The sequence below is a fragment of the Halobellus marinus genome (assembly GCF_032113415.1).
Classification (GTDB): Archaea; Halobacteriota; Halobacteria; order Halobacteriales; family Haloferacaceae; genus Haloquadratum; species Haloquadratum marinus.
This window is the reverse complement of sequence record NZ_CP134946.1, coordinates 1,332,302-1,355,548: the sequence shown is the minus strand read 5'-3', so window position 1 is coordinate 1,355,548 and position 23,247 is coordinate 1,332,302. Positions and strand designations below refer to the sequence as shown.

23 protein-coding genes, 1 tRNA gene and 1 pseudogene are annotated in these 23,247 nt (G+C 65.8%); 9 read left to right on the top strand and 16 right to left on the bottom strand.

The features are described from left to right. Positions 1 to 77 precede the first annotated feature (77 nt). The 6 genes from RJT37_RS06990 to thsB all read right to left on the bottom strand — a co-directional run bounded on the left by RJT37_RS06990 (position 78) and on the right by thsB (position 8,618). Positions 78 to 872, bottom strand: coding sequence for a class I SAM-dependent methyltransferase (locus RJT37_RS06990; RefSeq protein WP_313688927.1), 795 nt, complete (start codon positions 870 to 872; stop codon positions 78 to 80). 222 nt (positions 873 to 1,094) lie between these two features. Then, complete coding sequence (locus RJT37_RS06985; protein WP_313688925.1) at positions 1,095 to 3,275, bottom strand: type II secretion system F family protein; 2,181 nt, start codon at positions 3,273 to 3,275, stop codon at positions 1,095 to 1,097. Next, a complete protein-coding gene (locus RJT37_RS06980) occupies positions 3,262 to 4,893 on the bottom strand; it encodes a type II/IV secretion system ATPase subunit (RefSeq protein WP_313689902.1) in 1,632 nt (543 codons plus the stop codon). Before RJT37_RS06980 ends, RJT37_RS06985 begins: the two co-directional genes overlap by 14 nt. Positions 4,894 to 5,102: 209 nt before the next feature. Further along, positions 5,103 to 5,636 carry a DUF7549 family protein gene (locus tag RJT37_RS06975; RefSeq protein WP_313688923.1) on the bottom strand — a complete coding sequence of 178 codons (534 nt, stop codon included), beginning with the start codon at positions 5,634 to 5,636 and terminating at the stop codon, positions 5,103 to 5,105. 85 nt (positions 5,637 to 5,721) lie between these two features. Then, entirely contained in the window at positions 5,722 to 6,711 is a 990-nt protein-coding gene (locus tag RJT37_RS06970; protein WP_313688921.1) for an ornithine cyclodeaminase family protein, read from the bottom strand. A 257-nt stretch (positions 6,712 to 6,968) separates the two neighbouring features. Beyond that, complete coding sequence (thsB, locus tag RJT37_RS06965) at positions 6,969 to 8,618, bottom strand: thermosome subunit beta (RefSeq protein WP_313689900.1); 1,650 nt, start codon at positions 8,616 to 8,618, stop codon at positions 6,969 to 6,971. A 446-nt stretch (positions 8,619 to 9,064) separates the two neighbouring features. On the opposite strand from thsB, the gene RJT37_RS06960 reads away from it, so the two are divergent. The 5 genes from RJT37_RS06960 (at position 9,065) to RJT37_RS06940 (ending at position 12,190) form a co-directional block, all read left to right on the top strand. Then, a complete protein-coding gene (locus tag RJT37_RS06960) occupies positions 9,065 to 9,226 on the top strand; it encodes a hypothetical protein (RefSeq protein ID WP_313688919.1) in 162 nt (53 codons plus the stop codon). Positions 9,227 to 9,424: 198 nt separating this feature from the next. Continuing rightward, positions 9,425 to 10,234 (top strand): CPBP family intramembrane glutamic endopeptidase, encoded by an 810-nt coding sequence (locus RJT37_RS06955; protein WP_313688917.1) that lies wholly within the window; start codon positions 9,425 to 9,427, stop codon positions 10,232 to 10,234. 110 nt (positions 10,235 to 10,344) lie between these two features. Continuing rightward, entirely contained in the window at positions 10,345 to 10,872 is a 528-nt protein-coding gene (locus tag RJT37_RS06950) for a sensor domain-containing protein (RefSeq protein ID WP_313688916.1), read from the top strand. A 539-nt stretch (positions 10,873 to 11,411) separates the two neighbouring features. Then, a tRNA-Ser gene (locus RJT37_RS06945) sits at positions 11,412 to 11,496 on the top strand. A 520-nt stretch (positions 11,497 to 12,016) separates the two neighbouring features. Further along, positions 12,017 to 12,190 (top strand): hypothetical protein, encoded by a 174-nt coding sequence (locus RJT37_RS06940; protein ID WP_313688915.1) that lies wholly within the window; start codon positions 12,017 to 12,019, stop codon positions 12,188 to 12,190. A gap of 39 nt (positions 12,191 to 12,229) precedes the next feature. Here RJT37_RS06940 and RJT37_RS06935 read toward each other — a convergent pair whose 3' ends face one another. After that, positions 12,230 to 13,804 (bottom strand): (R)-citramalate synthase, encoded by a 1,575-nt coding sequence (locus RJT37_RS06935; protein WP_313688913.1) that lies wholly within the window; start codon positions 13,802 to 13,804, stop codon positions 12,230 to 12,232. Positions 13,805 to 14,012: 208 nt separating this feature from the next. Then, a complete protein-coding gene (locus tag RJT37_RS06930; protein ID WP_313688911.1) occupies positions 14,013 to 14,360 on the bottom strand; it encodes a DUF192 domain-containing protein in 348 nt (115 codons plus the stop codon). A 135-nt stretch (positions 14,361 to 14,495) separates the two neighbouring features. Between RJT37_RS06930 and RJT37_RS06925 the strand changes: the two genes are divergently transcribed. After that, positions 14,496 to 14,669: a hypothetical protein gene (locus RJT37_RS06925; RefSeq protein ID WP_313688909.1), complete on the top strand. Its 174-nt coding sequence runs from the start codon at positions 14,496 to 14,498 to the stop codon at positions 14,667 to 14,669. A 107-nt stretch (positions 14,670 to 14,776) separates the two neighbouring features. Here RJT37_RS06925 and RJT37_RS06920 read toward each other — a convergent pair whose 3' ends face one another. Next, positions 14,777 to 15,451 carry an AIM24 family protein gene (locus tag RJT37_RS06920; protein ID WP_313688907.1) on the bottom strand — a complete coding sequence of 225 codons (675 nt, stop codon included), beginning with the start codon at positions 15,449 to 15,451 and terminating at the stop codon, positions 14,777 to 14,779. Positions 15,452 to 15,698: 247 nt separating this feature from the next. On the opposite strand from RJT37_RS06920, the gene RJT37_RS06915 reads away from it, so the two are divergent. The 3 genes from RJT37_RS06915 (at position 15,699) to RJT37_RS06905 (ending at position 19,004) form a co-directional block, all read left to right on the top strand. Next, complete coding sequence (locus RJT37_RS06915; protein ID WP_313688905.1) at positions 15,699 to 16,274, top strand: DUF7097 family protein; 576 nt, start codon at positions 15,699 to 15,701, stop codon at positions 16,272 to 16,274. A 65-nt stretch (positions 16,275 to 16,339) separates the two neighbouring features. Next, positions 16,340 to 16,888: a GMP synthase subunit A gene (locus tag RJT37_RS06910; protein ID WP_313688903.1), complete on the top strand. Its 549-nt coding sequence runs from the start codon at positions 16,340 to 16,342 to the stop codon at positions 16,886 to 16,888. Positions 16,889 to 16,937: 49 nt separating this feature from the next. After that, positions 16,938 to 19,004 carry a DUF2070 family protein gene (locus RJT37_RS06905; protein WP_313688901.1) on the top strand — a complete coding sequence of 689 codons (2,067 nt, stop codon included), beginning with the start codon at positions 16,938 to 16,940 and terminating at the stop codon, positions 19,002 to 19,004. Between the two features lie 181 nt (positions 19,005 to 19,185). On the opposite strand, the gene RJT37_RS06900 is transcribed toward RJT37_RS06905, so the two are convergent. The 7 genes and pseudogenes from RJT37_RS06900 to RJT37_RS06870 all read right to left on the bottom strand — a co-directional run bounded on the left by RJT37_RS06900 (position 19,186) and on the right by RJT37_RS06870 (position 23,232). Next, positions 19,186 to 19,449 carry a DUF3194 domain-containing protein gene (locus tag RJT37_RS06900; RefSeq protein ID WP_311171262.1) on the bottom strand — a complete coding sequence of 88 codons (264 nt, stop codon included), beginning with the start codon at positions 19,447 to 19,449 and terminating at the stop codon, positions 19,186 to 19,188. A gap of 4 nt (positions 19,450 to 19,453) precedes the next feature. Next, the gene (locus RJT37_RS06895) at positions 19,454 to 19,855 is read right to left on the bottom strand and encodes a prefoldin subunit beta (RefSeq protein ID WP_313688898.1); all 402 of its coding nucleotides are present in this window, start codon (positions 19,853 to 19,855) and stop codon (positions 19,454 to 19,456) included. A 219-nt stretch (positions 19,856 to 20,074) separates the two neighbouring features. Continuing rightward, positions 20,075 to 20,365 (bottom strand): annotated as a pseudogene (locus tag RJT37_RS06890) (KEOPS complex subunit Pcc1); the annotation flags it as partial. A gap of 17 nt (positions 20,366 to 20,382) precedes the next feature. Beyond that, entirely contained in the window at positions 20,383 to 20,517 is a 135-nt protein-coding gene (locus tag RJT37_RS06885; RefSeq protein WP_089764242.1) for a DNA-directed RNA polymerase subunit P, read from the bottom strand. 20 nt (positions 20,518 to 20,537) lie between these two features. Continuing rightward, complete coding sequence (locus RJT37_RS06880; RefSeq protein WP_313688892.1) at positions 20,538 to 20,810, bottom strand: eL43 family ribosomal protein; 273 nt, start codon at positions 20,808 to 20,810, stop codon at positions 20,538 to 20,540. A 185-nt stretch (positions 20,811 to 20,995) separates the two neighbouring features. After that, positions 20,996 to 22,327: a cobyrinic acid a,c-diamide synthase CobB gene (locus RJT37_RS06875; protein WP_313688891.1), complete on the bottom strand. Its 1,332-nt coding sequence runs from the start codon at positions 22,325 to 22,327 to the stop codon at positions 20,996 to 20,998. 26 nt (positions 22,328 to 22,353) lie between these two features. Continuing rightward, positions 22,354 to 23,232, bottom strand: a complete 879-nt coding sequence (locus RJT37_RS06870; protein WP_313688889.1) for an adenosylcobinamide amidohydrolase — start codon at positions 23,230 to 23,232, stop codon at positions 22,354 to 22,356. Positions 23,233 to 23,247: the final 15 nt, after the last annotated feature.

Here is a 23,247-nt window from a genome sequence, read left to right as displayed (position 1 = left end):
CACTGGTCGGACTTAAGACCGTAGTTCGCGTGCGTCGCCGCTGACCACCCGTCGGATCGTCGTAGGACCGCAGCCCGCTACGCCGACCCGCCCGGCGCGACGACCGCATAGCAGTTGCCGCTGGAGACGACGGTATCGACGATCTGGAGGTCGCTCTCGCGGAGATCCGCCGCGAACTCCGCAGGGTCGTAGATGTGGTAGTATCGCGGCACCCGTTCGCCGCCAGGGAGCGTCCACGGGATTGTCGTGTCGAAGCCCGCCTCAGCGTCGAACCGGTCGTGGGCCGTCGACCACGCGCTCACGAGCCCGCGGCCGCCCGGCGCGAGGACGCGGGCTAACTCCGAGAGGCTGGCGACGCGACGGTCCCGCGGGCGGAGGTGGTGGAGCGTCGCGACGTAGACGACAACGTCGACAGCGTCTGTCGCAAGCGGAAGCGACGCGGCGTCGGCCTGTAGCAGCGCCAGGGCGTCGTCGAATCCGCGGTCGAGTGCCCGTTCCCTGGCAGTCCGGAGGAGTCCGCCGCTGACGTCGGCACCGACCACAGTTTCGACCCTGTCGGCCAGCACCTCGGCGTGGCGGCCGTTGCCGCAGCCGAGATCGACCCCGACGCGTGCGGTCTGATCTGCGGGCGTATCGGAGTCGTCGCCGCGGTCAGTTCCTATGGTCGACGTGTCAGTACCTCTATCCTGGCTCGCTTCGGGCGTCGCCGCACCGGACAGGATCGATGCCGCCTCGTCGGCGGGACCGTCCCCCGCGTCGCCCCCGAGGAACGCGACCACCTCCGGCCAGGGGTACTCACGCGTCGACGAGAAGTGCGTCGCGATCCGATCGTACGTCTCCCCGACCGGCGGGGGTGTCGCCTCGTCGTCCATAGTCGCCCGGAGACGGCGACCGCACAAAGCCGCGGCGGTCCGAGTGACGATCACAGAGGCATGGAGGCGACGTAGGCGAGCAGATAGCGCCGATCACAGGAACGCGAAGACGACCCAGGCGAGCAGATAGCGTCGATCACAGGAACGCGAAGACGACCCAGGCGAGCAGATAGCGCCGATCACAGGAACGCGAAGACGACCCAGGCGAGCAGATAGCGTCGATCACAGGAACGCGAAGACGACGTATGCGATGCCGAGCAGGACTGTCGCGTGTTTCACGCCGTCGGCGACGCTCCCTTCGCCGAGTTGGCCGGCGACGATACCGGAACAGATGCCCTGGATCGCTGCAGTGTGGAAAAAGAGCAGCTGGTAGGCCTCGGTGTCGACGGTCTGGAGTCCGCCCAACACCCCGGCATCGACGCCGCCGACGTCACTGGCGGCCACCCCGCCCGACTGTCCCGCCGCCTCGATCGCGGGGATGAACGCGACCGTCAGAGCGGTGACGATACCCAGGAAGACGAAAAACGAGATGTAGATGACGATGAGGTAAGTGAGCATCTCCTGGCGCCGCTCGCGGCGGAGCCGCCGTGTCTCCTGTGCCTCGTCGGCCGCGATGTGGAGTACGGGGCCGATGTTACCGCTCGCGGCCATCGCGTTGCGGATCAACGTCATCGACCGCGACACCATCGGGCTCCCCGTCCGGTGTTCCATCCGGGCGAGCGCCGATTCGACGTTCGATCCCCACTGGATGTCCCGCCAGACCCGGTCGATCTCGTCGCCGAGGCGTCCCAGTTCCGCTTTCGATAGCCGCTCGAGGCTCCCGACGATCGTCACGCCCGCCTCGTTGATGCTGGCCATCCGTTCGAGGAAGTCGGGGACTTCCGCCTCGATGCGGCGGAGCCGCCGCTTTTGAACCTCGTGGGCGAGTGCGATCCCGCCGAGCACGAAAAGCGCCACGCGGACGATCGGGCCGTCGATTGCCGCGACCAGTTCCCAGACCGCCTCCGTCGACGACGGGCCCGACAGAAACGCAGCGGCCGCCGCCAGAGCCGCCTCCTCCAGCGAAAGCCAAAACACCAGCAGTCCGAGCGGTCCCGTAACGAAAAGCGAGTACACCGGCTGCCGCAGAATCGTCTCGACGGGATCGGAGAGCGTCTCCCGGACCGTCCTGATCCGGTCGTACACCGCGAGTCGCTCCCTGTTTGCTCGGTCCGACAACCGCTCCCCGGAGGCTGTGCCGCCGTCCGTTACCGGCGATGCGTCATCGCCCCCACCCGGAGAGACCACTCCGGTGCCCTTCGTTATCCGGAGCCGGGTGGTGTCGTCCTCCGTTTCCCCGCCCGGCGCGGTGAGTCCCTCAGTGATGCTGTCGACGTAAACGATGAATCCGAACGTCAAAAGCGGGATCGCGAGGTAGCTGATGAGCCTGACTAAGGTGAGCGTATCCTGCATCACCAGCCCGATGACGACGAGGATCGTGATGAAAAACAGCGGGCCGGCGACAAGAACCGTGACGTACCCCTCCGCGAACGTCGCCAGGAGATCCAGATACCGTCGCTGTTGAGCCTCTGCTTCCTCCTGGAACCGATCGTACTGATCGTGAAGGTACGTCGAGACGCTCTGTCCCGACGAGAGCACGCTCGCGAGGTTCTCGGTGAACTCCTCGAGGTTCTCGCTCGGCGTCCGTTCGGCCGTCTCCCCCAGCGCGGTCAGGATGTCGGTCCCGAACGCGTCCATATCCCGCACCGCGACGCCAAGTTCGCGAGCGGCCTCGCCGTAGACGTCCTGGTTGTGCGAGAGCGTCCGCAGGACCGCCTGAAACGGAATTCCCGACCGGGAGAGCGCGTAGACGAACGCGACCGTCCGCGGGAGCGTCGCGTCGATTTCGATCCCGCGGGCCCGCGCTTTCTGGTCGAGATACGTCCAGCGGCCCCAGTAGGTGCCCGCGGCGAGTGCCGTCCCGAACGTCGCGCTGGCAAGAAGGAGCACGACGAACAACTGCACCGGCGAGAGGTTCGGCACCCCAGCCACCGTCGCGAGGAACTCCGCCGGTCCCGGCAGAACCTCCCGGAGAACTTCCGGATCGATCGCGAGCGAGCGGAGGACCATCGCCCCGAGGTAGACCCCGTAGACGCTCCCGGCAACGCCCGAAACAGCGGCGATGACGAGCGTCTCGGAGGCGAACACGCGGTGGCTCTCTCCGACGAACGCGGCCCGCATCCGCGTAATCTGGTCCTCCCGGTTCTGACTCCGCTCTGCGACGTACTGCCCGAAGACGTGGAGCCCGACCCGGGAGACGATCAGCCGGGCGCGTCGGCTGACGGGAAACAGCGCAACCGGTGCCGCAAGCAGTGTCACGACGACGAGCGGCAGATAGCCGACGATGAGATCAATCGTCGCCATCGACCTCGACCTCGTCGCCGTCAAACGCCGCCGCCTCGGAGACGTCGGCGTCGCTCAGGTCACTCGACGGGTTCTCGGCAGCCTCGAGTCGGTTCATCACCTTCTCGGGGTTCGAGTAGTATTCGTTGACGAGCGCCGTGAACCGTCGGAAGTCGGTCGTGTCTAGCTCCACGAGCCGCTGAAGGAACCGCTTTCGACGGTTCATCTCCTCTTTCCGCTCCGTCCGGCTCCACCCGCGGTCCCGCTGGATCTCCTCTAAGAGGTTCAGATCAGAGCGCTCGATCGTATCAGAGCCCGGATCCCAGGTGAACGCCCGCGAGTAGTCGAGTTCGCCGGTCCGCTGGTCGATCTCGCCGACCTCGCCGATCGCCTTCGAGCGGCGGACGCGCTCGCCCTCGACGCGTGTGAGCGTCTGGACGCAGAGCAGATCCAAAGACTGGACCATCGCCCGCGGCACGTTGATCGGCTCGTTCTCCAAGCGATTGATCACCGTCTCGATGCTGTCGGCGTGCATCGTCGAGAAGGTCGTGTGGCCCGTGTTCATCGCCTGGAACAGGGTCACGGCCTCGTTACCCCGCACCTCGCCGACGATGATGAACTCCGGGCGGTGGCGGAGCGCAGACCGCAGCAGGTCGTACATATCGATGTCGCTGCCCTCGTGGAGTCGCTCCCGCGTCACCGACGCCAGCCAGTTGTCGTGGTACAGAGACAGTTCGCGGGTGTCCTCGATGGTCAAGACCTTCGCGCGCGGCGGGATGAACATCGAGACGGCGTTCATCGACGTCGTCTTCCCCGAGGCGGTCCCGCCGGCGAAGATCAGACTCCGGTTGTTCTCGATACAGAGCCAGAGGTAGGCCATCTGCTCGATCGAGAAGGTCCCGTACTTGATGAGGTCGATCGGGGTGAAGGGCTCGTCGGCGTACTTCCGGATCGTGAACGCGGACCCGCGCGGCGTCACCTCCTCGCCGAGCGCGAGTTCGATCCGCGACCCGTCGGGCAGCGTCGTCCCGACGACGGGGTCGCCGACGCTGACGTGCCGGCCGGACTCCTGGGCGAGTCGGATGACGAAGTCGTCGAGGTTGTCGGCGGCGTAGGCGATGTTGGTCTCGATGTCGGTGTAGTCGTCGTGGTAGACGAAGATCGGGAGGTCGTAGCCGTCACAGGAGATGTCCTCTATGTGCGGGTCCGACATTAGCGGGTCGATCCGGCCGAGGTCCCGGAAGTCACGCGAGAGATAGTACAGAAGCGCGTGGAAGGTCCGCATCGAGACCTCGACGCCGTACTGTTCGAGCAACGTCTGCAGTTCGTCCCGCAGCGTCTCCTCGGCGGTCGGTTCCTCATTCGTTCGGTAGAGGAGCGGATCGCGGATGTCGACTTTGACCCGCGAGAGGAGTTCGGCCTCGAAGTCGTCGAGTTCGGGCTCGACCGCGTAGTAGTAGTGTTCGCTTTCCTCGTCGTCGTACGTGATCACGACGTAGGCGTACGGCGCGTTCACCCAGTACCGGTCGACGATCTCCTCGCCCGGCGGTGCCGCAAAGTCGGCGAAAATCCCGTCTTCCGGCCGATATGGCCTGATCTCGAGCGACGAGCCCCGGAGGACTTCAGCGAGACGCTGCATCCGCCGCTGGAGGTTCTCGAGGACGCTTTCGTCCCCGCTCGAAGACCCATCGGCGGCCGTCTCCGCGCCCGTAGCTGTCGCTTCCGCCTCGGCTCTCCCACCCCGTTCTTGCTCCGAATCGATCCCTGCCATCTCGTGTGGGTGTCGCGTTACCGGTTATTCTGGGCGGAGCGACTTATACTGTCGCCCGCACAGCCGAAAACGGACGCTCACGCCTCGGACTCTGGCGCGGACGACGGCGGCGTCCGATCGACAGTCAACAGGATGCCTCCGAAAAGCAGCAGGAAAACGACGCCGATCGGCAGTGGGACGCCGGGAAGCCCTCGCGTCGCGAGCAGATACGTCGCGACGACGAGCACGAGTCCCGAAAGCGTCAACAGCGCGCCGAGCAGTCGTACCGGGTCGACCGGCCACGACTCGACAGACTCCTCGTCGCGGTAGTAGGCGACTGCGACGACGACCGCGACGGCGAGAATCGCGGCACCGACCGTCCACGCCTGATAGGCGGCCTGAACCGTCTGCCCGGCCTGCAGCGCGGTCGCCGACAGGGGATCGGACACCGCAACGCGCCGAGCGGCGGCCACGTCGAAGGCATACCGCACCTGGAAGAAGGGAAAGCGGACGAAGAGCACCGACCCGCCGGCGATGTCGGGCGAGTAGGTGACGTTCCAGGGGACGAAGGCGGCCAGCCACGTCGAGACGACCGCGAGCGGCCCCGCGTACTCGGCGCGTACCCAGACCATACGTTGGCCGCGTCGGCGATTCTGTAAAAGCTACCGGAGACGCCTCGGGCGACCCGGTCTACGGTGGACGTTCCGCGCGTTTCGGCTACGCCACGCCGAATAGATCGAACGCGTAGCCGGCGTCCTTCTCGGTCGCGTGCTCGTAGACGACGTGGGCGGCCGCGACGTCCTGAATCGCAAGCCCGGTCGAGTCGAACACGGAAAGCCCGTCGTCGTCAGTCCGTCCCGCTTTTTTCCCCGCGACGATCTCACCGAGCGAGCCGTAGATGTCGTCGTCGGTCAGCGTGCCCGCGCTCCAAGGGACGTTGATCTCCCCGGAGTGAGTCGTCTGCTCGTAGTCGTCGATGACGAGTTTCCCGTCGAGTAGAATCTCGTCTTCGAGTTCGTGTTTGCCGGCGGCGTCGGCCCCCATCGCGTTGATGTGGGTTTGCTCGCCGACGGCGTCCCGCGGGACGATCGGCTCTTCGACGGGCGTCACAGTCGAGAGGACCTCGCAGGCGGCAGCCTCCGCGATCGACCCGCCGTGGACGTCGTATTCGCCTTCGAAGGTCTCGACGAAGTCGGCGACGCGTTCGGCGTCTCGATCGGCGACGACGACTGTCTCGATGTCCCGAACCTGCGAGATGGCGCGTAGTTGCGTGTACGACTGCGCGCCCGCGCCGACGATGCCGAGGGAGGTAGCGTCCGCCACGGCGAGGTGGTCGGTCGCGACAGCCGCGGCCGCGCCGGTCCGGAGTCCAGTCAGCTCCCGGCCGTCCATAATCGCGAGCGGGAGCGCAGTCTCTGGATCGGAGTAGATCATCGTCCCGAGCACCGTCGGGAGGTCGAACCGCTCGGGGTTGTCGGGGTGGGAGTTCACCCACTTGACGCCCGCGGCGTCCCACTCGTCAGTCTCCAGGTACGCTGGCATCGACCGGAAATCCCCGTTGTACTGCGGGAGGTCGATGTAGGACTTCGCCGGCATTTGCGCGTCTCCCCGCTCGAACGCCCCGAACGCCTCCTCGATGGCAGGGACCAGCTCCGCCATCGCCGCGTTCTCTCTGACGTCCGATCCGTTGAGAAGGAGCGTCTCCATACCGAACGATTCCGCGTCACACACTTAATTCATACCATTATCGGATCAAATATCAAATTACTCAATAAATCGAGATTTGTATGTAACAAAAAGCCCTTTTCCCGAATTTCGGGCGGCAGCGCGGACGCGGTGCTCGTCGGGAAACAACGCGAAAAATGGGCCGGTCGTCCGAAGTGCCCGAGCGTGGAAATCGAGCGGCGTCAAGCAAGCGGTACAGCGCAGGTCGTGGAAACGGAGCGCGTGACGTTACCCGATCGTCACATCGCGCCGCCCATTCCGCCCATACCGCCCATTCCGCCCATACCGCCGGCGCCGCCGGGCGCGCCGCCTTCCTCGCCGTCACCGCTGGTGCTCAGCTCGTCGGCAGCGATGATGTCGTCGATCTTGAGCACGAGGTTCGCGGCCTCCGTGGCCGAGGAGAGCGCCTGCTCTTTCGCGTGGGCTGGCTCGACGACGCCTGCCTCGAAGGTGTCCTCGACGTCGCCGCTGAAGACGTTCAGGCCGGCGCGGGTGTCGCCGTCCTCGTGAGCCTCACGCAGGCTGACCAGCGTGTCGATGGAGTCGAGTCCAGCGTTCTCCGCGAGCACGCGCGGGACGAGTTCGACCGCATCGGCGAAGGCTTCGACGGCGAGCTGCTCGCGGCCGCCGACGGAGCCGGCGTAGCTGCGGAGCCGACGGGCGAGTTCGACCTCGATCGCACCGCCGCCGGCCAGGACGCGGCCGTCGGAGACCGTCGAGGAGACGACGTCGAGTGCGTCCTCGACGCCGCGCTCGATCTCGTCGACGACGTGGTCGGTGGAGCCGCGAAGCAGGAGAGTGACGCCGTGCGCCTCTTCGCCGAGCCCCTCGACGTAGAACAGATCGTCGTCGCCGTCACGTCGGATCGAACCGGAGCCGAGGTCGGCGGCAGTCAGGCTGTCGAGATCGGAGACGATGTTGGCGCCGACGACGTCGCGGAGGAAGCCCATATCGGACTTCTTCACGCGGCGGACGGCGAGAATGCCCTCCTTCGCGAGGTAGTGCTGTGCCATATCGTCGATGCCCTTCTGACAGAAGACGACGTCGGCACCGGACTCGACGATGGCGTCGACCTTCTCCCTGAGCTGTTTCTCCTCCTGATCGAGGAACTGCTGAAGCTGGTCGGGGGATTCGATGTTGACCTGGGTGTCGACGTCGGCCTCTTCGATCTCGATGGCCTCGTCGAGCAGCAGGATGTCCGCCTGGTCGAAGGTCGTCGGCATGTCGTCCTTGACGGGGTCCTTGTCGATGACTGCCCCGTTGAGGAGTTCGGACTCGGAGGTCGCGCGGCCGGTCTGCGTCTCGATGTTGGCGTTGTGGAGGTCGACCACGTGGGAGCCGTCCTCGGCCTCGACGGTGACGGCCTCGACGGTGGCGACGACCAGTTCCGCGAGCTGCTCCTTGTTGAGCTCGGAGCTCTTGCCGGTCATCGACGTCTCGGCGACCTTCTGGAGGAGGTCGGTGTCGTCGGGTTCGACACGCTCTGCGATCTCGTCGACCTGGGAACGGGCCTCCTGGCTCGCCAGGTGGAAGCCCTTGATGATCGCCGTCGGGTGGATGTCCTGTTCGAGGAGGTCCTCGGCGTTCTTCAGGAGTTCGCCCGCGATCGCGACGGCCGTCGTCGTCCCGTCGCCGGCCTCGTCCTCCTGGGTCTCGGCGACCTCGACGATCATCTCGGCCGTCGGGTTGTCGATGTCCATCTCCTGGAGGATCGTGACGCCGTCGTTCGTGATGGTCACGTCGCCCATCGAATCGACGAGCATCTTGTCCATCCCCTTCGGTCCGAGTGTGGAGCGTACGGCCTCCGAGACCGCGCGAGCGGCCTGAATGTTGTATTCTTGAGCGTCTTTATCTTTCACACGCTGGGCGTCCTCGCCCATAATGATCATCGGCTGACCCTGCATTCGCTGACTCATAGACATCGTTTGATTGTTTGTGATTCTATATAAACCCTTTGCTATGGCGGTGTTCGTGGCTTGGCAGCGAGATCAACTGTAACGCCTGAAATCGCCCGAATTACGTGTTACATCCGCTGACTGTGTGGTACTCTATCTCATCCGGTATCGGTGCCGAGACGGCCGGCGACGGATATTTATAAGCGATCTCCGGGGTCGGCAGTCCGGCAGATGATTCGGATCAGTGTCACTGAGGGACAAGATATTCGTGATTCCAAGTCGTGAACGGCTTGAACCAGGTCACCCGACAGTTTCAATCTCGCCGAAGAGGCCTCTGCACCGCTCGGTGTCTCTCCGAATACGGGTCGCCGTCACCTGTCTGCTCCGGACCGTATCAACTGTTAACTGTTCTCAGTCCCTTCGAACGGCCGGGTTCCGCGATGTGCCACTACGGTGATCACCCACGCGAAGCGACTCACGACCGACTCGAAGCACTGCTCGATGAGCATACGACAGAAGAGGAAGAAGAAACCGAACCCGGCTTCGTCGAGATGGAGGAAGCCGAGGACGTCCGGATCGTCACCGACGGCGGCGACGAGTGAGCGGTCGGTTCGGCGTTCAATCAACCGCTGTACAACCTCTTTGCGATAATTCTCGGGCTATCTTGAGACTCTTCTGATAATGATTGCTGTAACTTTTTCCCGGTGCTCGCCGCCGCCGGGAGTTGGTACCTCTTGACACCAGTCACTGTATCGACTATGTCAATGCGTCTATATATAGTAGACTAGCGTATAGATTGTATGGTATCGATCGTCGAACGCCGCCCAGTCGGATTTACGCTCGGACTCACAGCCGCTCTTGTTGTCCTGACACTACTCACACGAACTATCCTCGAAGCGGCCGTGCCAGAGTTAACGCTCCACGGAATCGGGCTCGTCCTCAATTGGCTTATCGTGGCGGTCAGTATCGGCCTCGTCACCTGGCTCGGGTGGTGGGAGAGAATTCGGCTCACGGCACCAGTCAATCGGCGTGCAGTTGTCTATCTGCTCCCCTTCGCAGCCGTCGTCTTTGTCCCGGTTGCGTTCGGCCTCGCTATCCCCGAGATCTCGCTCATTCAGGGCCAAACACTTCCGCCGTGGGCGGCACTGTTCGTGATCATCGTGGGGGTGGCACTCGGGGCGGCCATCTCTGAGGAACTCATCTACCGCGGTGTGTTGCTCCGTGCGCTTGAGCCTCGCAGCCGCCTGCTTGCTGTCGTGTTACCCGCCACGATGTTCGGTTTGGCCCACATCTCACAGGTCATTCTCGGGAACTCGCTGGCCGAGTGGCTCCCGCAGATGCTGCTCATCATCCCGTTAGGTATCGGTCTCGGTGCGATTGCACTCCGGCTGGAGAGCCTCTGGCCGCTCGTCGTCTGGCACTTCGCAGTTGATGTGACCGGCTCACTGGCAGCAACGACGTCAGTGGTCTACGAACTGATTTCAATCGGGTTCGTACTGCTCGCCGGAGCGATCGGAGTATGGCTTCTCTGGCAGGACCGACGGGCGAGACGCGGCCCGTACCGCCAGCCTGCAAGCACGGCTACCGACGAAATCGGTGTTCAGAAATGAATCGAGCAGCCACGACGACTGATTCCAAACGGGACGACTCGCCGGTACTCTCCGCAATCAGGCCACTCAGTCAGGAACAGACGTATCGGAATTTCCTGTATCTATTAGTGATGTTTCCGCTTGGAGTAGCGTATTTCGTTTTGTTGACTGTCGGGACTGCCCTCGGCGTCGGGTTGACAGTGGTTCTGGTGGGAGTTCCGCTGTTGATCGGCGTACTTCTCGGGAGCCGCTATCTCTGTGCCTTCGAGCGAGAACTCACGAACAAACTGCTGAAGCTCAACGTTCAGCCTCCCGAGGACGCACTCACAGACGAGACGGCCCTCTGGCCGCAGATACGGGCACGGGTAGTGGCTCGCTCGACGTGGACGGGGCTGGTCTATTTAGTGTTGAAGCTCCCGCTCGGGATCGTAGTGTTCGGTCTACTCGCTGTGTCTCTGGGTGTTTCTGTCGGCCTGCTGTTGGCACCCTTCATCTATACGGTTCCCAGTACGGGGATCGAACTCGGTATCTGGACGATCGATACGTTGGCTGAAGCAGTGATTGCTGTCCCTATTGGGATAATTGGGCTGCTCGTCTCGATGTTCCTGTTCAATCTCACCGCCCGTCTGCTCGGAAAAGTCGCGCTGATCCTCTTGTGAACTTCCTGAGAACGATTTGTGATTGGATACGTAGAGCGTGTCATAGAATCCATCTCATTGCTTCTCACCGTCCGGTTCGTTTCCTCGCTCGTCGTTGGTGATAGCAACGACGAGCGGGGAGATAGTCCCGGTCGAGAAAAGCTCATTCTAGCGTGCTTGTTGCACTAGTTCTCACTCGGTCTCTACCAACCTCTGTTGACTTGAGTCACGCGCCAGGGACTTAGGTGCAGGATTTTCATAGAGCCGTTCTTTGACACCCACGCCACCGTTTGCCACTAACCGCGCCGGACGGCGCCGCGAGGGACGGGAGAGAGAGCCAGCAGCGATCCGTATCAGACGGGTTCGTCCCTGACGTGTTGGTCAGTCGCTCCCGCATACAGTATCGTCACCGCGGGAATCGCGGCGCGGATCTCCGATCAGGAACCGACCGCACGCGCGATGTGCGCCCGCGACCCGCTCGACCGCCTCGGACACCCACCGCCCGACGGTCCCGGAAAACCGAAACCGATTAAACGCGTCGTCGTCGAATTTGGGGTGTAGCCGAGGTAGCCTAGCCCGGCCAAGGCGGCAGATTCGAGATCTGCTGTCCATTCGGACACGTGAGTTCAAATCTCACCCTCGGCGCTGTTTCCGAAGATTCTCCAGCAGTGCGTTTGATCGCACCGCGACACCGAATCGAGGTGAAGAGCCTCCGTGAGATTTGAATCAGGGAGCGGAGCGACCGTGGTTCAAATCTCACCCTCGGCGCTCTCTCCAACGATTCTCCAGCGGTGCGTTTCATCGCACCGCGGCACCTGATCGGGATGTTGGGCCTCCGTGAGATTTGAATCAGGGAGCGAAGCGACCGTGGTTCAAATCTCACCCTCGGCGCTCTCTCCAACGATTCTCCAGCGGTGTGTTTGATCGCACCGCGGCACCGAATCGAGGTGAAGAAGCTACGTGAGAGTTGAATCAGGGAGCGAAGCGACCGTGGTTCAACTCTCACCCTCGGCGCTATTCCCGGGCTACTCCCGGCGGTGTGCCCAGACAAACCGAACTGCGACGGATAGTCCGTGTTACTTGCTCTCACCCCCGCCGCTGTCCATCAGTTTCACTTTCACTCCGCTAGGCTGGCTTACATACCGATTCCGGTCGATGTCCAAGTATGCACGCAACAGCACTCGAGACACCGACGGCGGACCACACGGGAGGAACGCAGCGGATCGACGTCACGGACGTCTCCACCGCCCGGGTCGCCGAGTACGCCGAGAGCCGGGCCGACGGTGACGTCCGGTTCGAGCGGCGCGGCGGCTGGACGTATCTAATCGAAGAGCGCTGAAGCGCTGGGGTCTTCAGCGGAAAACGGTCGGTCCGCCGATCAGTCGTCGGCCAGCGTCGCGTCCTCGGCTTCGAGTTCGGTCCGGGCGTCCTCGTCGGCCGCCAGCAACCGATCGAGCGCCTCGACCATCGCGTCGACGCTGCAGCGCGTGATGTCCGAATCGGAGGTGGCGACGGTGACCGTCCGGTCGCCGCGGGACATCTCCACCTCGACGGTCACGACGGCGTCGGTGCCGCCCGTGATGGCGTCGACGTGGTAGGAGTCCAGTTGCGCGTCGGCCTCGGTACCGAGCGCGGCCCGGACAGCCTCGACAGCGGCATCGACGGGACCGCTGCCGGTGCCCGAGGCGACGCGCTCGTCGTCGCCGACCCGGAGGCGGACTGAGGCGGTCGGGGTGCCGGCCCCCGACGCCGCGGTGAGATCCAGGAGTTCGACGTACCGGTCGCGCTCCCGGCCCTGGACGTCCTCCGCGATGGCCAGCAGGTCGGCGTCGGTGACGCGCTTGTCGCGGTCGCCGAGGCGCTTGACGCGCTCGACGATGTCCGCGAGTTCCGCCTCACTCACGTCGACGTCGTGCTCGTCGAGCGCGGCACGGACGCCTGCCCGGCCGGCGTGTTTCCCGAGGACGAGCCGTCGCTCGCGCCCGACCATCTCGGGCGGGTAGGGTTCGTACATCGCGTCGTCCTTGAGCGTCCCGTCGGTGTGGATGCCGCTCTCGTGGGTGAACGCGTTCTCGCCGACGACAGCCTTGTTCGGCGGCAGCGGGACGCCCGTCGCGTGGGAGACCTTCTGTGCGAGGTCGTACACCTGATCGAGCGCCAGCGTCTCGACGCCGTAGCCGTGCGCTAAGGCGATGGCGACCTCTTCGAGTGCGACGTTGCCGGCGCGCTCGCCGATCCCGTTGATCGTGCCGTGCACCAGATCCGCGCCGGCCGCGAGGCTGGCCCAGACGTTCGTCATTCCCAGCCCGAGGTCGTCGTGGGTGTGCGTCGACACCGGGCCGAGTTCCGCCAGTCGAGAGACGTACTCGTAGGTAGTCTCCGGCGTAGCGTGGCCGACGGTGTCGGCGTAACAGGACCGGTCGGCCCCGGCGTCGAGCGCCTCGCGCATCAGGCGTTCGAGGAAATCCAGGTCCGCGCGGGAGCCGTCCTCGCCGATGACCTCGACCCAGAGGTCGTGGTCCTTCGCGTACGCGACGAGGTCGGCGGTCTTTTCGACCACCTCGTCGTGGGTGGTTCCGACCTTCCGCTCGATGTGCTTGTCGCTGCCGGGGACGACGATGGTGACGCCGTCGACCCCACAGTCGAGCGCGAGATCGATGTCCTGCTGGACGCCGCGGGCGAAACTCGTCACTGTCGCGTCGAGATCAAGCGCGGTCACCTGCCGGATAGTCTCACGCTCGCCCTCGCCGGTGCAGGCGCTGCCGGCCTCGATGAACTCGATCTCCGCCCGGTCGAGCGCGCGGGCGATGTCGGCCTTCTCGTCGGGGGTCAGCGACACACCCGGGGCTTGTTCGCCGTCGCGCAGTGTCGTATCCAGAAGCTGTACGGAGTCGTCAGAATCCACGGTGGATGCTAGGGGGTTGTCGGGGTTACCCCCGAATAAATCGACCACGAGTCATGTGCTCACACGGACCTCTGATCGTGCAGCTATTTAAATTGACGCATCTCGGCGCCGTGCACTCGCCCGACACCCCGAGCGGAACCGTATCGAGAAGGACTGTACGCCGTCGTTTCATACTGATACTGATTACTCTCGTCTCTTCCCGCCGAGCACCGTCGACGGGGGTGAGGCTCGGCAGGAAAAGTGAGAGTAACCAGTATCACTCCACGAGCCGTACCGTATCGCCCCGTTCGACGTCCGCCGCGGCCCCCGCCGGCAGTTCGACGACCGTGTCGGCGGTGGCGGCCGCGAAGCCGCGCCACGCCGGGAGGCGCTTTTTTGCCACCACCTCGTCGTCGACCAGCCACAGCGCGTCGAGATCGAACGGGACGAAAACCATATGCAGGTCGCGCTGGCCGGCCCCCGAAAACTCGAACACCAGCGCGTAGTCGTCCGGGATCGACCGTCGAAACATCAGTCCGCGCGCACGCGAAAGGAACGTGTCTGCAACCTCGACGTCGCTCGCGAGCGTCTGCCCGGTGCCGTCTCGGATGTGTTCGAGCCGCACACGTCGGCGGTCGGCGGTCGGTTTCTTAAAAGGCTCGACTGGCCGTGCGAGCAACTGGGGGCGCTATCGGGTGGGTTCGACGCGAGTTTGACCTTCGGAAAGCTACTTTCCGAATACCCGTCTTGGTTCGGTCGTATGGTACACTGTCCCGAGTGTGAGGGAGAAATCGCAGCTGAATCGGACGTCGAATTCATCGATCTGGACGCCAAAATATCGGGCCTCTTCAGATCGTCAAAGCGGTTCTACGTCGTCGCCTGCAACAACTGCGGCGCCGCGATCGGAAGTGGTGTGGCCGGCGGGGGCGACTGATCAGGACACGAAACGGATTATAACGATTACTCTCGTCGCTTACCGCCGATCGCCACTCCCGGTGGCGGCGATCGGCGGTGAAAAGTGAGAGTAATCATTATTAGTCCCTACTGGTTTTGACTCTGGGTGACGGAACCCTCCTCGTTCGGTTGCACGACGACGAAACCGTCGGAGCCGGTGAACGCCATCTGGATCGATTCGCCGGACGTCTGTCCGATCTCGAGTTTCTTGTTCACCTCGATAGACGGTGAGAGGTTCGCACTCCAGGCGACGGTCGCGTCGGGATCGGTGAAGACGGGCGGTGTCAGGACGACCGGATCGCCGTGCGTCGTCAGCGCGATTTCGCCGGGCCCCGAGAGGTAGACGTTCGTCAGGCCGCCGGCGGCCATCCCCGACAGACTGCCGACGGTGTTGATCTCGTACTCGACGCTGGACTCGAATGCGAGCACGTCGTCGCCGTTGATCGAGAGCGACTCCTCGCGGTCGAGATCGACCACCTGGACTTTCTTGCCCTGTTCGGCCACGTACAGGTGCCCGCTTCCCTCGGCTTCCATAACTGGTGTTCCCTCGCCGGTCACGGCCTCTTTCACGAATCCGGTGAGTCCTCCTTCCGCCGACGACCGGCCGGTGAACGTCATCTCGCCGGTGTAGGCGACCATCGATCCGGCTTTGACCATCACCGTTCCGTCGACCGGAACATCGAGGAGCCTGTTGTTCACTTTCCGAAATCCGGTGCTGTCTTCGGACGGCGTGTTCGACTGCGTGAACTCCTGTAAGTCCATACGTACGCCGGGACGTTCTATCGGCCGGGAACATAGACGTCCTGATGACTGAAAGCCGGATTTGAGAGACGGCTGTCCACCGATCGGTGACTGCTCCGAGGCGCTCACGCACGAACCTCTCGTCTCGTCCCGTCCCGCCGAGCGCCGAAGGCGGGAGTGGCGCTCGGCGGTGAAAAGTGAGGGTCATCGGTATGTGTGCCCTCGATCCGTCCGACAGTGTCAACTGCGTCGTGGTCCATCCTCGGGTGTGCGCGAGACACCAACCGGGACGCCGGTCGGCGTCGACGACCCCTACGAACACGCCGGCGTCTGTGATCACCTCACGGACGGCGGACGATGCCGGTTCGCGCTCGACCGGGCCGGCCACGACCCGGAATTCGCGGCCGCCCGCCGCGCCGACGACTACGACTGCGTCGCGGCCGACGACGACCGGACGTTCCGCGACTGTCCGCACTACCGATCGACGACCGACGGTCGCGAGTGCGTCCGCTGTGGCCTCGAAGCCGTCCGGATCGCCCACGAGGCGTCGCGGCCGCTGCTCGAAGAGCACCACCTCTCGTACGGCGGCGGCAGCGCGCCGGAGCTCGCGGGCGCGGGCGAAGGCGACGAACCGGGGGCCACCGGTGACGAGCCGAGCCACGAGATCACGGTCGCGCTGTGCCGGTGGTGTCACGCGAAGATCCACCAGTCGTTCGCCCGGATCGACGACGACGTCGAACCCGACCCCGAGGCGTTCGCCGCCCGGGAAGAACGCCGCGCGAAGGAGCAGGCCGAACTCGATTTCACCACCGCGCGCGAGCGGCGGGACTCCGACACGGACTGAAAAAAGTTGCCTCCGTCTCAGACCGGGCGCTTTTTGCGTCCGTTCGGTGTAAGAGACCCTAACCAATGACCCGCATCGTCGTCATCGACAACCACGGGCAGTTCACGCATCTCGAACACCGGACGCTCCGCGATATCGGCGTCGACGTCGAGATCCGCGACAACACGACGCCGCCCGAAGACATCGACGCCGACGGACTCGTCCTCTCGGGGGGGCCGGATATGGACCGCGTCGGCAACTGCGCCGAGTACCTCGACCTCGACGTCCCGGTCTTCGGCATCTGTCTCGGGATGCAGTTCCTCGCGAAGGAACTCGGGGGCACCGTCGGCTCCGGCGACTACGGCGGCTACGCCGACGTCGACGTGGACATCCTCGACGGCGGCGACCCGCTCGTGGGCTCGCTCGCCCCCAGAACGCGCGTGTGGGCGAGCCACGCCGACGAGGTCAAGGAAGTTCCCGAGGGATTCACCCGGACGGCCACCTCCGACGTCTGCGACGTCGAAGCGATGAGCGACACCGATCGGGACCTGTACGGCGTGCAGTGGCACCCCGAAGTCGCGCACACGGAGCGAGGCGAGGAAGTGTTCCACAACTTCGTCGCCATCTGCGAGTAGCGCCGTTCCCGACAGCCCTCCGTCGTTCCCCATCTTCCCGCTCCTCACGATGACTTCGACACAAAGCGACCTCGCGGACCTCTCGCGATTCATCTTCCGCGCGCCCAACTGGTACACCAGCCTCGCCTTCGCGCTCCTGCTTGCTGCGGTCGCGGGCGTCGCCGCCTTCGACTCCGGCGCGTACGCTCGCACGTGGCGCGGCCTGTTCTTCCTCGGCCGTGACGCGTGGGAGGGGATCTTCTTCATCGGGATCCCGACGGTCGTCGCCGCCTTCGGCACGACCGGAGTCGACCGGCTCGTCGGCGGTAAACTCACGCACAACCGATCGTCGCTTCTGGCCCTGATCTCGGAGATCATCCTGGTGGCGATCGTCACGGCCGCTGGGATCGTGACGGTGTTCACCGGCCTCGGCCAGCGGTTCGTCTTCGACGCGCTGATCGTCGGCCTCGCCTCGGTGTTCGCTTTCCGACTGCTCGTCGTGATGGCGGTCTCCGGATCGTCGGTGCTGGTCGCCTCGGTGCCGGCGAGCCTCCAGACGGCCGCCGCGGCCGTCCTGCTTTTCGTCTACGGCGGAGTTCTCCGACTGCTGTCTGTGGGCGGCCCCCTCGTCGACGTCTACCTGACGGAGTACCTGGCACGCTCGGAGAGTGCGCCGGCGGAACTGTCGGCGATTTCCATCGAGCATTTCCTCCTCCTCGGTGTCACTTGCGTCCTCTATGCGCTGGCGGTCTACGCCTTCATCGTCGCCGTCGACCGGCCCTGGCGGCGGAGTATGGGTGTCTCGCTTCTGGATTTCCTCCGCGGGTTCGTCGGCCACGTCGCCGAGGGCTCCCGGGAGCTCGAGGAGTTCTTCCAACAGCTCGGCGAGGAGGCCATCGTCCCCGTTTCGGTCCTGTCGTTTCGGACGGTCGACGACAGCAGTGCGGTCGACGAACCCAGGAGCGACGGTGGGAGCGTCGCCAGCGGAGCCGACAGCGGGAGCTCCAGCGGAGACGATGGCAGAAACGTCGCCAGCGGAGCCGACAGCGAAAGCGTCACCCACGGTGGCGACCGTGACGATTCGGGGGCCGATCCCGACGAGAAAGCCCGCTTCGTCCTGCCGATGATCCACCCCGGACCGATGGGCGAGATCGGCGGCGGGAACTTCCCCGAGCGCGTCGCCCGCGACTGCCCGGGACTCGTCTTCCCGCCGCACGCGACCGCGGGTCACGACTTCAACCTCGTGACCGAACGGGAGGTGGACAAGGTCCTCGACGCCGCCCGATCGGCCGCAGGTCGGATCGACTACGACGCTGCGGCGACGCGGAGCGTCCGGACCCACTCCGGCGAGGCGTCGATCCTCGGGCAGGCGTTCGGCGACGACGCCCTGCTGGTATCGACGTACGCGCCGGGGTTCGCCGACGACGTGGAGTACGGTGTCGGACTGTCGGCGGCGGCGGAAGCCCGCACGAGCGGCCTGGACGACGTCGTTCTCGTCGATGCGCACAACTCGAACGACGGCCTCGACGGCCCAGATCTGGGTCACGTCACGCCCGGCTCGGCGCGGGCGTTCGATCTGATCGGCGCGGCCGGCATCGCCGGAGAACGGCTCGCGGCGTGCGACTCGGCCCCGATCGAACTCGGCGTCGCGTGGGACGAAACCCCCTGGACGCCGACCGACGGGATCGGTCCCCTGGGCGTCCGGGTCGCCGTCACGGCAGTCGACGGGCGCGAGACGGCGTACGTCCTCGTCGACGGGAACAATATGGAACCGGGACTCCGTGGCGAACTCGTCGACGCGATGACCGAAAACGGCCCGGTCGACGCCGCGGAGGTGATGACGACAGATACACACATCGTCAACAGCGTCGAGGCCGACAACCAGGTCGGTGCGGCGATCGACTGGGACGACCTCCGGAGCCTCGTGTGCGGCCTGGTCGACGACGCCCGGGCGGATCTCGAACCCGTCGAGGCCGGCGTGGCGGTCGAACGCGCGACGGTGACCGTCTTCGGCAACGATCGGACAGAGAGCCTCGCCAGCCACGCGAACGCGGTGGTCGCGATGGGAGGGGCGTTCGCCCTCTCGGTCATCCTCGCGGCGGTCGCCGTGAGCGTCCTGATTTTCCTCTTCGCGTGAGCGGACTCGCCCGTCGGAATCGCGTACGTCCACTCGCTCGCCTCGCAGCAGCGAACCCAACACGCCTGGGGAGACCTGCGGCTCGGTGGTGTTCTGTCACAGGAGTCCATCCGGAGGGCCAAACGGCACTCCCTCGGAGTCCTGATGACCCCGGCCACGCGGACGCGTCGCCCGCCGGCCGTTAGTCGGAGCCGTCCGCGCCGGCCGCGAACAGTTCGTCGACGGCGTCAGCAGCCGCCCGCGCGGCCTCGTCGGCGACGGCGTCGGCATCCGGAGCATCGTCCCCCTCGTCGGGGGCGTTGACGTACACGTCGACGTCGAGCACGTCGTCTTCGAACGTGACGGTCACGTCGAAGTCGGTCAGCTCCGATTGCTTGTAATTAGCGAGGATCACGCCCTCCGCGGCCTCGGCGGCCGTCTGGACGACCTCCTCGTCAGTCGGCATCGATCTATGCGCCGCCGGCGCCGCCGGGGCCCATCGGACCGCCGCCGGGGCCGCCCGCGCCGCCGCCCTGGAGCATCTGCTGGAGTTCCTGCTGGAGGTCCTCGAACTGCTCTTCGACGCGCTCCTCCTGCTTTCCGAGCTGCTCGACGCGGACCTCGAGGCTGTCGACCTTCTCTTCGAGTTCCTCGTGGGCGTCGTCGTACTCGGTCTCGACGAGGAGTTCCCCGATCTCGCGGTACATCGTGGTGTCCTCGTCGATGTCCCCGAGCGCTTCGAGCGCGGTCTTCGACTCGTTGAGCGTCGACTCGGCCTGCTCCTTCTGGGCGGCGACCTTCTGGGCGGTCTCCTGAAGGTCCTGCAGTTCCTCGAGTTTCTCCTGTGCTTCCGGCGGTAGATTACCCTGCATACTCACGGCGAAGGGACGCGGAGTGAAAAAGGCCCGTATTCTCCCGCCGCAGGGTGATTACTGTCTTTCGGGCGTGTCGCGGCCGGAGTCGCCGCTTTCGGCGGGTTCGTCCGACGGTGGATCGGTGTCCGGGGGATCGTTCCTCGGAGGGTCATCCGTCGGCGACTCGTCGTCCCGGGAATCGTTCCTCGGAGGTTCGGCCGTCGCGTCGGTATGGACGCTACTCGAGACGGACTGTTCTCCGAGGCCGACGACTTCTTCGGCGACTGTGACCAGCCGCAGCCAGGTGTTCAGCCCGGCGCGGAGCGCGACGAGGTCCGCAGCCGCGACGTCGACGCGGACCACGCGACCGTCACGGTCGACGTCGGCACCGGAGCGGGCGTCGTCGATCTCGCCGACCTCGACCGCGATGCTCTCGGCCACCGCGCGTGCGCGCCGCTCGGTGTCGTACTCGAAGTCGACCGTCGCCGCGTGTTCGACCCCGGCATCCGCGGGTTCGGGGGTCGCCATCGGCGTCGAAAAGGGAGTTACTCGACCGGGACTTCCTTGACGTCCGGCGCGCGCTCCTTCAGCAGGACGCGGTGACCGCAGTACGGACAGCGCACGCCGCCGTACTCGTCCAGTTCGACGTCGCGCTTACACCGGGAACACTTGTAGCTCATCGTTCAGTTGGAAGACTCGATTATTGCTCTTCGCTCTCGCCCAAGGCGGCGCGGATGGAGCGGCGAACCTGCGTGCCGCCCGGGGTCTGGGGGCGGTAGGTGCCGCCGGTGAAGACCTCGCCGGTCTCCTCGTTCTTCCAGATGCCGGGTTCGAGACGGGTGACGCTGTCGTCGTCGACCGTCGCATCCCGCATCTCCGCTTCGATCTCCTTGACGCGTCTGCGGGCCACACGCCCGTAGCGCGCGCCGAAGCGCCCGGCACTGCCGGTCGAGCGCGCTTTGTTGTCGGCCATAGTACCGCGACGTAGCCGTGGCGGCGGGATAAACCCTGCGAGACGCACTCGGCTGGTAGGGGACGACCCCAGTCAGACAATTCTCTGCAGGGCGCTGATGTCAGGCGATCCTCTGCAGGATACCGGTGTCAAGACGATCTTCAGCAGGATACCGGCGTCAGACGATCCTCAGCAGGACGCCGATGTCAGACGGTCTCCAGCAGGTAGTCGAACGCGCCGGAGCCGACGTGAAAGTGCGCGTAGGTCCCGAGCGTCCGATACTCGCAGACGCCGTCGTTGACGCCGTCGAGTCCGGCCCCGCGAACCATCTCGAAGGCGTAGTTTGCGTCCGGCGCGGCCGTCGCCGAGGAGTGGTGGAACTCGTGCCCGCGGCGCGTCTCCCCGGCGGGCGCGACCAGGCAGTCCTCGCGGGCCCGGATCCCGACGTGGTCCAGTCCCACCGGCCGATCCCGCATCCGCGCCTCGATCGGGAGAATTCCGGCCATTCCGTGGGTGTCGCCGTCCGTAGTGGTCAACGATTCCCCCAGAGCGAGCATCCCGCCGCACTCGCCGAACACAGGGAGCCCCTCCGCGGCGCGGGTGGCGAGTTCGAGCAGCGTCCCCGACGCCGAGAGCCGGGCGGCGTGGTCCTCCGGATACCCGCCTGGTAGGTAGACCACGTCGCACTCGGGGACGGGATCCCCGGCGACGGGCGAGAACGTCGCAACGGCGGCGCGGGAAGCGAGCCGCTCGCGTGTGCTCGGATAGACGAACCGGAAGGCCGCGTCGGTCGCGACGGCGACCGTGAGGCCAGTCTCGTCGTCCGCCCGAAGCGACAGCGCGGTGTCGAGACGGGGTGCGTGAACGAGATCCAGCAACGTCCCCGTCTGGATGCCCCGCGCCGCGGCGTCGACCAGATCGTCCGAGAGCGGCGGGTCGTCGTCGAACTGGGGATCGATGTACTGGTCCGGAACCGCAAGACCGTCCAGCGGGGGCGTCCGTCCCACGTACCGGAGCCCCTCGACCGCGTCGCGGATCCCCCGTTCGTGTCGACCGCCGCGCGCCCGGGCAGCCAGGAGGCCGACGACGTCGATGTCGTGGCCTGCGCGCTCGGCGTACTGCTGGAATCCGAGCGCCGTGGCGGCGACGCTCTCGATCCCCGTTGTCGCGTCCACGACGAGCACCACCGGTAGATCGAGGGCCTCAGCGACGGCGGCGGTACTCACGTCGCCGTCGTAGAGCCCCATCGTCCCCTCGACGACGCAGACGTCGCCGTCCTCGGCGCCGCGGGCGTAGGTCCGCTGGGCGCCCGCCTCCCCCGACAGCCACGGATCGAGCGTCCGCGATGGGCGGCCCAGGACGGCGGCGTGGTGACTCGGATCGATAAAATCCGGCCCGGCTTTCGCCGCGACCGGCGTGCGTCCGGCGCGTTCGAGCGCGCGGCAGACGGCGAGGGTCGCGACCGTTTTGCCCACCCCCGAGGCCGTCCCGGCGAGGACGACGCCGGGGAGGTCCGAGGGCACCGCATCGGTCGTCATCGGGGACACATCGGCAGCGCTATCGGTTAAGTCGTTTCGTCCGCCTCGCCGGCGGTGCCCGCTGTCTCGCCGACAGCGGTCTCCACCTCGCCGTCGGCGACCCGTTCCACTCGGGCGCGCTCGTCGGTCACGACGCCGTACGCGGCCGCCTCGACGGACGACGGCGGCGACTCCTCCACGTACCGCGAGTCCAGCGCCGCGAGCAGCGCATCGCGGACGCAGGCGCGGGTAGCGGCACCCACTGCGGTCGCACTGCCCGAGAAACTGGCCTGCTCGCCCGCGGGATCGCTGCCGACGAGGACGGCGTCCGACGTCGTCCCGGGGAAGCCGGTCCGCGCGAGCAGCGTCGCCGCCTTCGCCTCGGCCGCCACGGCGACCAGGTTCGCGAGGGCCCCCGGCGCCATCGAGCGGGTCGTCCCGACGACGACGTTGACGGTGCCCGGCCGCGGCCGGTCCGTGTCGGTGGCATCGTCGGGAGCTGACTCCCCGCCCCACGACGGCGACCGGGTCGCGTCCGGAATCGGGAGCGCCGCGGGGTTGTTCAGTCCGGCGGTGACGACCGCCTCGACGGGGTCGAGTCGCGCACGATGGGCGTGCCGCATCGAGACGCCGGTCAAAAGCGCCGGGGCGGGATCGGCCGACTCCGAACCGGACGCCGAGGCATCCTCTGGCGTGTCGAATCCGGCGGTCCGCCGCCGACGTCGGACGTAGTCGGACACGTCGACGTCGTCCCAGCCGTCGGGGACCGACACGAGGTAGGCGGCGTCCGCACGCGACTCGCCGCCGTCGTGGCCCGTCGAGAGCCACCGCGTGCCGGGGCGGGAGAGCCGGCAGACTTCCTCGCGGACAGTCGCCTCGAAGATCGGCGGCCCGTCGCCGCCGGCCGGGTCGGCGGCGTCAGTCATCGGTCCAACAGCGCG

Excerpts from the sequence above, each read along its gene's own strand:
- RJT37_RS06910 (WP_313688903.1), top strand. The coding sequence starts at position 16,340 with ATGACCCGCATCGTCGTCATCGACAACCACGGGCAGTTCACGCATCTC.
- RJT37_RS06960 (WP_313688919.1), top strand. The coding sequence starts at position 9,065 with ATGTGCCACTACGGTGATCACCCACGCGAAGCGACTCACGACCGACTC.
- RJT37_RS06980 (WP_313689902.1), bottom strand. The coding sequence starts at position 4,893 with ATGCAGCGTCTCGCTGAAGTCCTCCGGGGCTCGTCGCTCGAGATCAGG.
- RJT37_RS06920 (WP_313688907.1), bottom strand. The coding sequence starts at position 15,451 with ATGGACTTACAGGAGTTCACGCAGTCGAACACGCCGTCCGAAGACAGC.
- RJT37_RS06895 (WP_313688898.1), bottom strand. The coding sequence starts at position 19,855 with ATGCAGGGTAATCTACCGCCGGAAGCACAGGAGAAACTCGAGGAACTG.
- RJT37_RS06985 (WP_313688925.1), bottom strand. The coding sequence starts at position 3,275 with ATGGCGACGATTGATCTCATCGTCGGCTATCTGCCGCTCGTCGTCGTG.
- RJT37_RS06875 (WP_313688891.1), bottom strand. The coding sequence starts at position 22,327 with ATGACGACCGATGCGGTGCCCTCGGACCTCCCCGGCGTCGTCCTCGCC.
- RJT37_RS06990 (WP_313688927.1), bottom strand. The coding sequence starts at position 872 with ATGGACGACGAGGCGACACCCCCGCCGGTCGGGGAGACGTACGATCGG.
- RJT37_RS06950 (WP_313688916.1), top strand. The coding sequence starts at position 10,345 with ATGTTTCCGCTTGGAGTAGCGTATTTCGTTTTGTTGACTGTCGGGACT.
- RJT37_RS06880 (WP_313688892.1), bottom strand. The coding sequence starts at position 20,810 with ATGGCCGACAACAAAGCGCGCTCGACCGGCAGTGCCGGGCGCTTCGGC.
- RJT37_RS06870 (WP_313688889.1), bottom strand. The coding sequence starts at position 23,232 with ATGACTGACGCCGCCGACCCGGCCGGCGGCGACGGGCCGCCGATCTTC.
- RJT37_RS06900 (WP_311171262.1), bottom strand. The coding sequence starts at position 19,449 with ATGCCGACTGACGAGGAGGTCGTCCAGACGGCCGCCGAGGCCGCGGAG.
- RJT37_RS06940 (WP_313688915.1), top strand. The coding sequence starts at position 12,017 with ATGCACGCAACAGCACTCGAGACACCGACGGCGGACCACACGGGAGGA.
- RJT37_RS06970 (WP_313688921.1), bottom strand. The coding sequence starts at position 6,711 with ATGGAGACGCTCCTTCTCAACGGATCGGACGTCAGAGAGAACGCGGCG.
- RJT37_RS06955 (WP_313688917.1), top strand. The coding sequence starts at position 9,425 with ATGGTATCGATCGTCGAACGCCGCCCAGTCGGATTTACGCTCGGACTC.
- RJT37_RS06925 (WP_313688909.1), top strand. The coding sequence starts at position 14,496 with ATGGTACACTGTCCCGAGTGTGAGGGAGAAATCGCAGCTGAATCGGAC.
- RJT37_RS06905 (WP_313688901.1), top strand. The coding sequence starts at position 16,938 with ATGACTTCGACACAAAGCGACCTCGCGGACCTCTCGCGATTCATCTTC.
- thsB (WP_313689900.1), bottom strand. The coding sequence starts at position 8,618 with ATGATCATTATGGGCGAGGACGCCCAGCGTGTGAAAGATAAAGACGCT.
- RJT37_RS06885 (WP_089764242.1), bottom strand. The coding sequence starts at position 20,517 with ATGAGCTACAAGTGTTCCCGGTGTAAGCGCGACGTCGAACTGGACGAG.
- RJT37_RS06975 (WP_313688923.1), bottom strand. The coding sequence starts at position 5,636 with ATGGTCTGGGTACGCGCCGAGTACGCGGGGCCGCTCGCGGTCGTCTCG.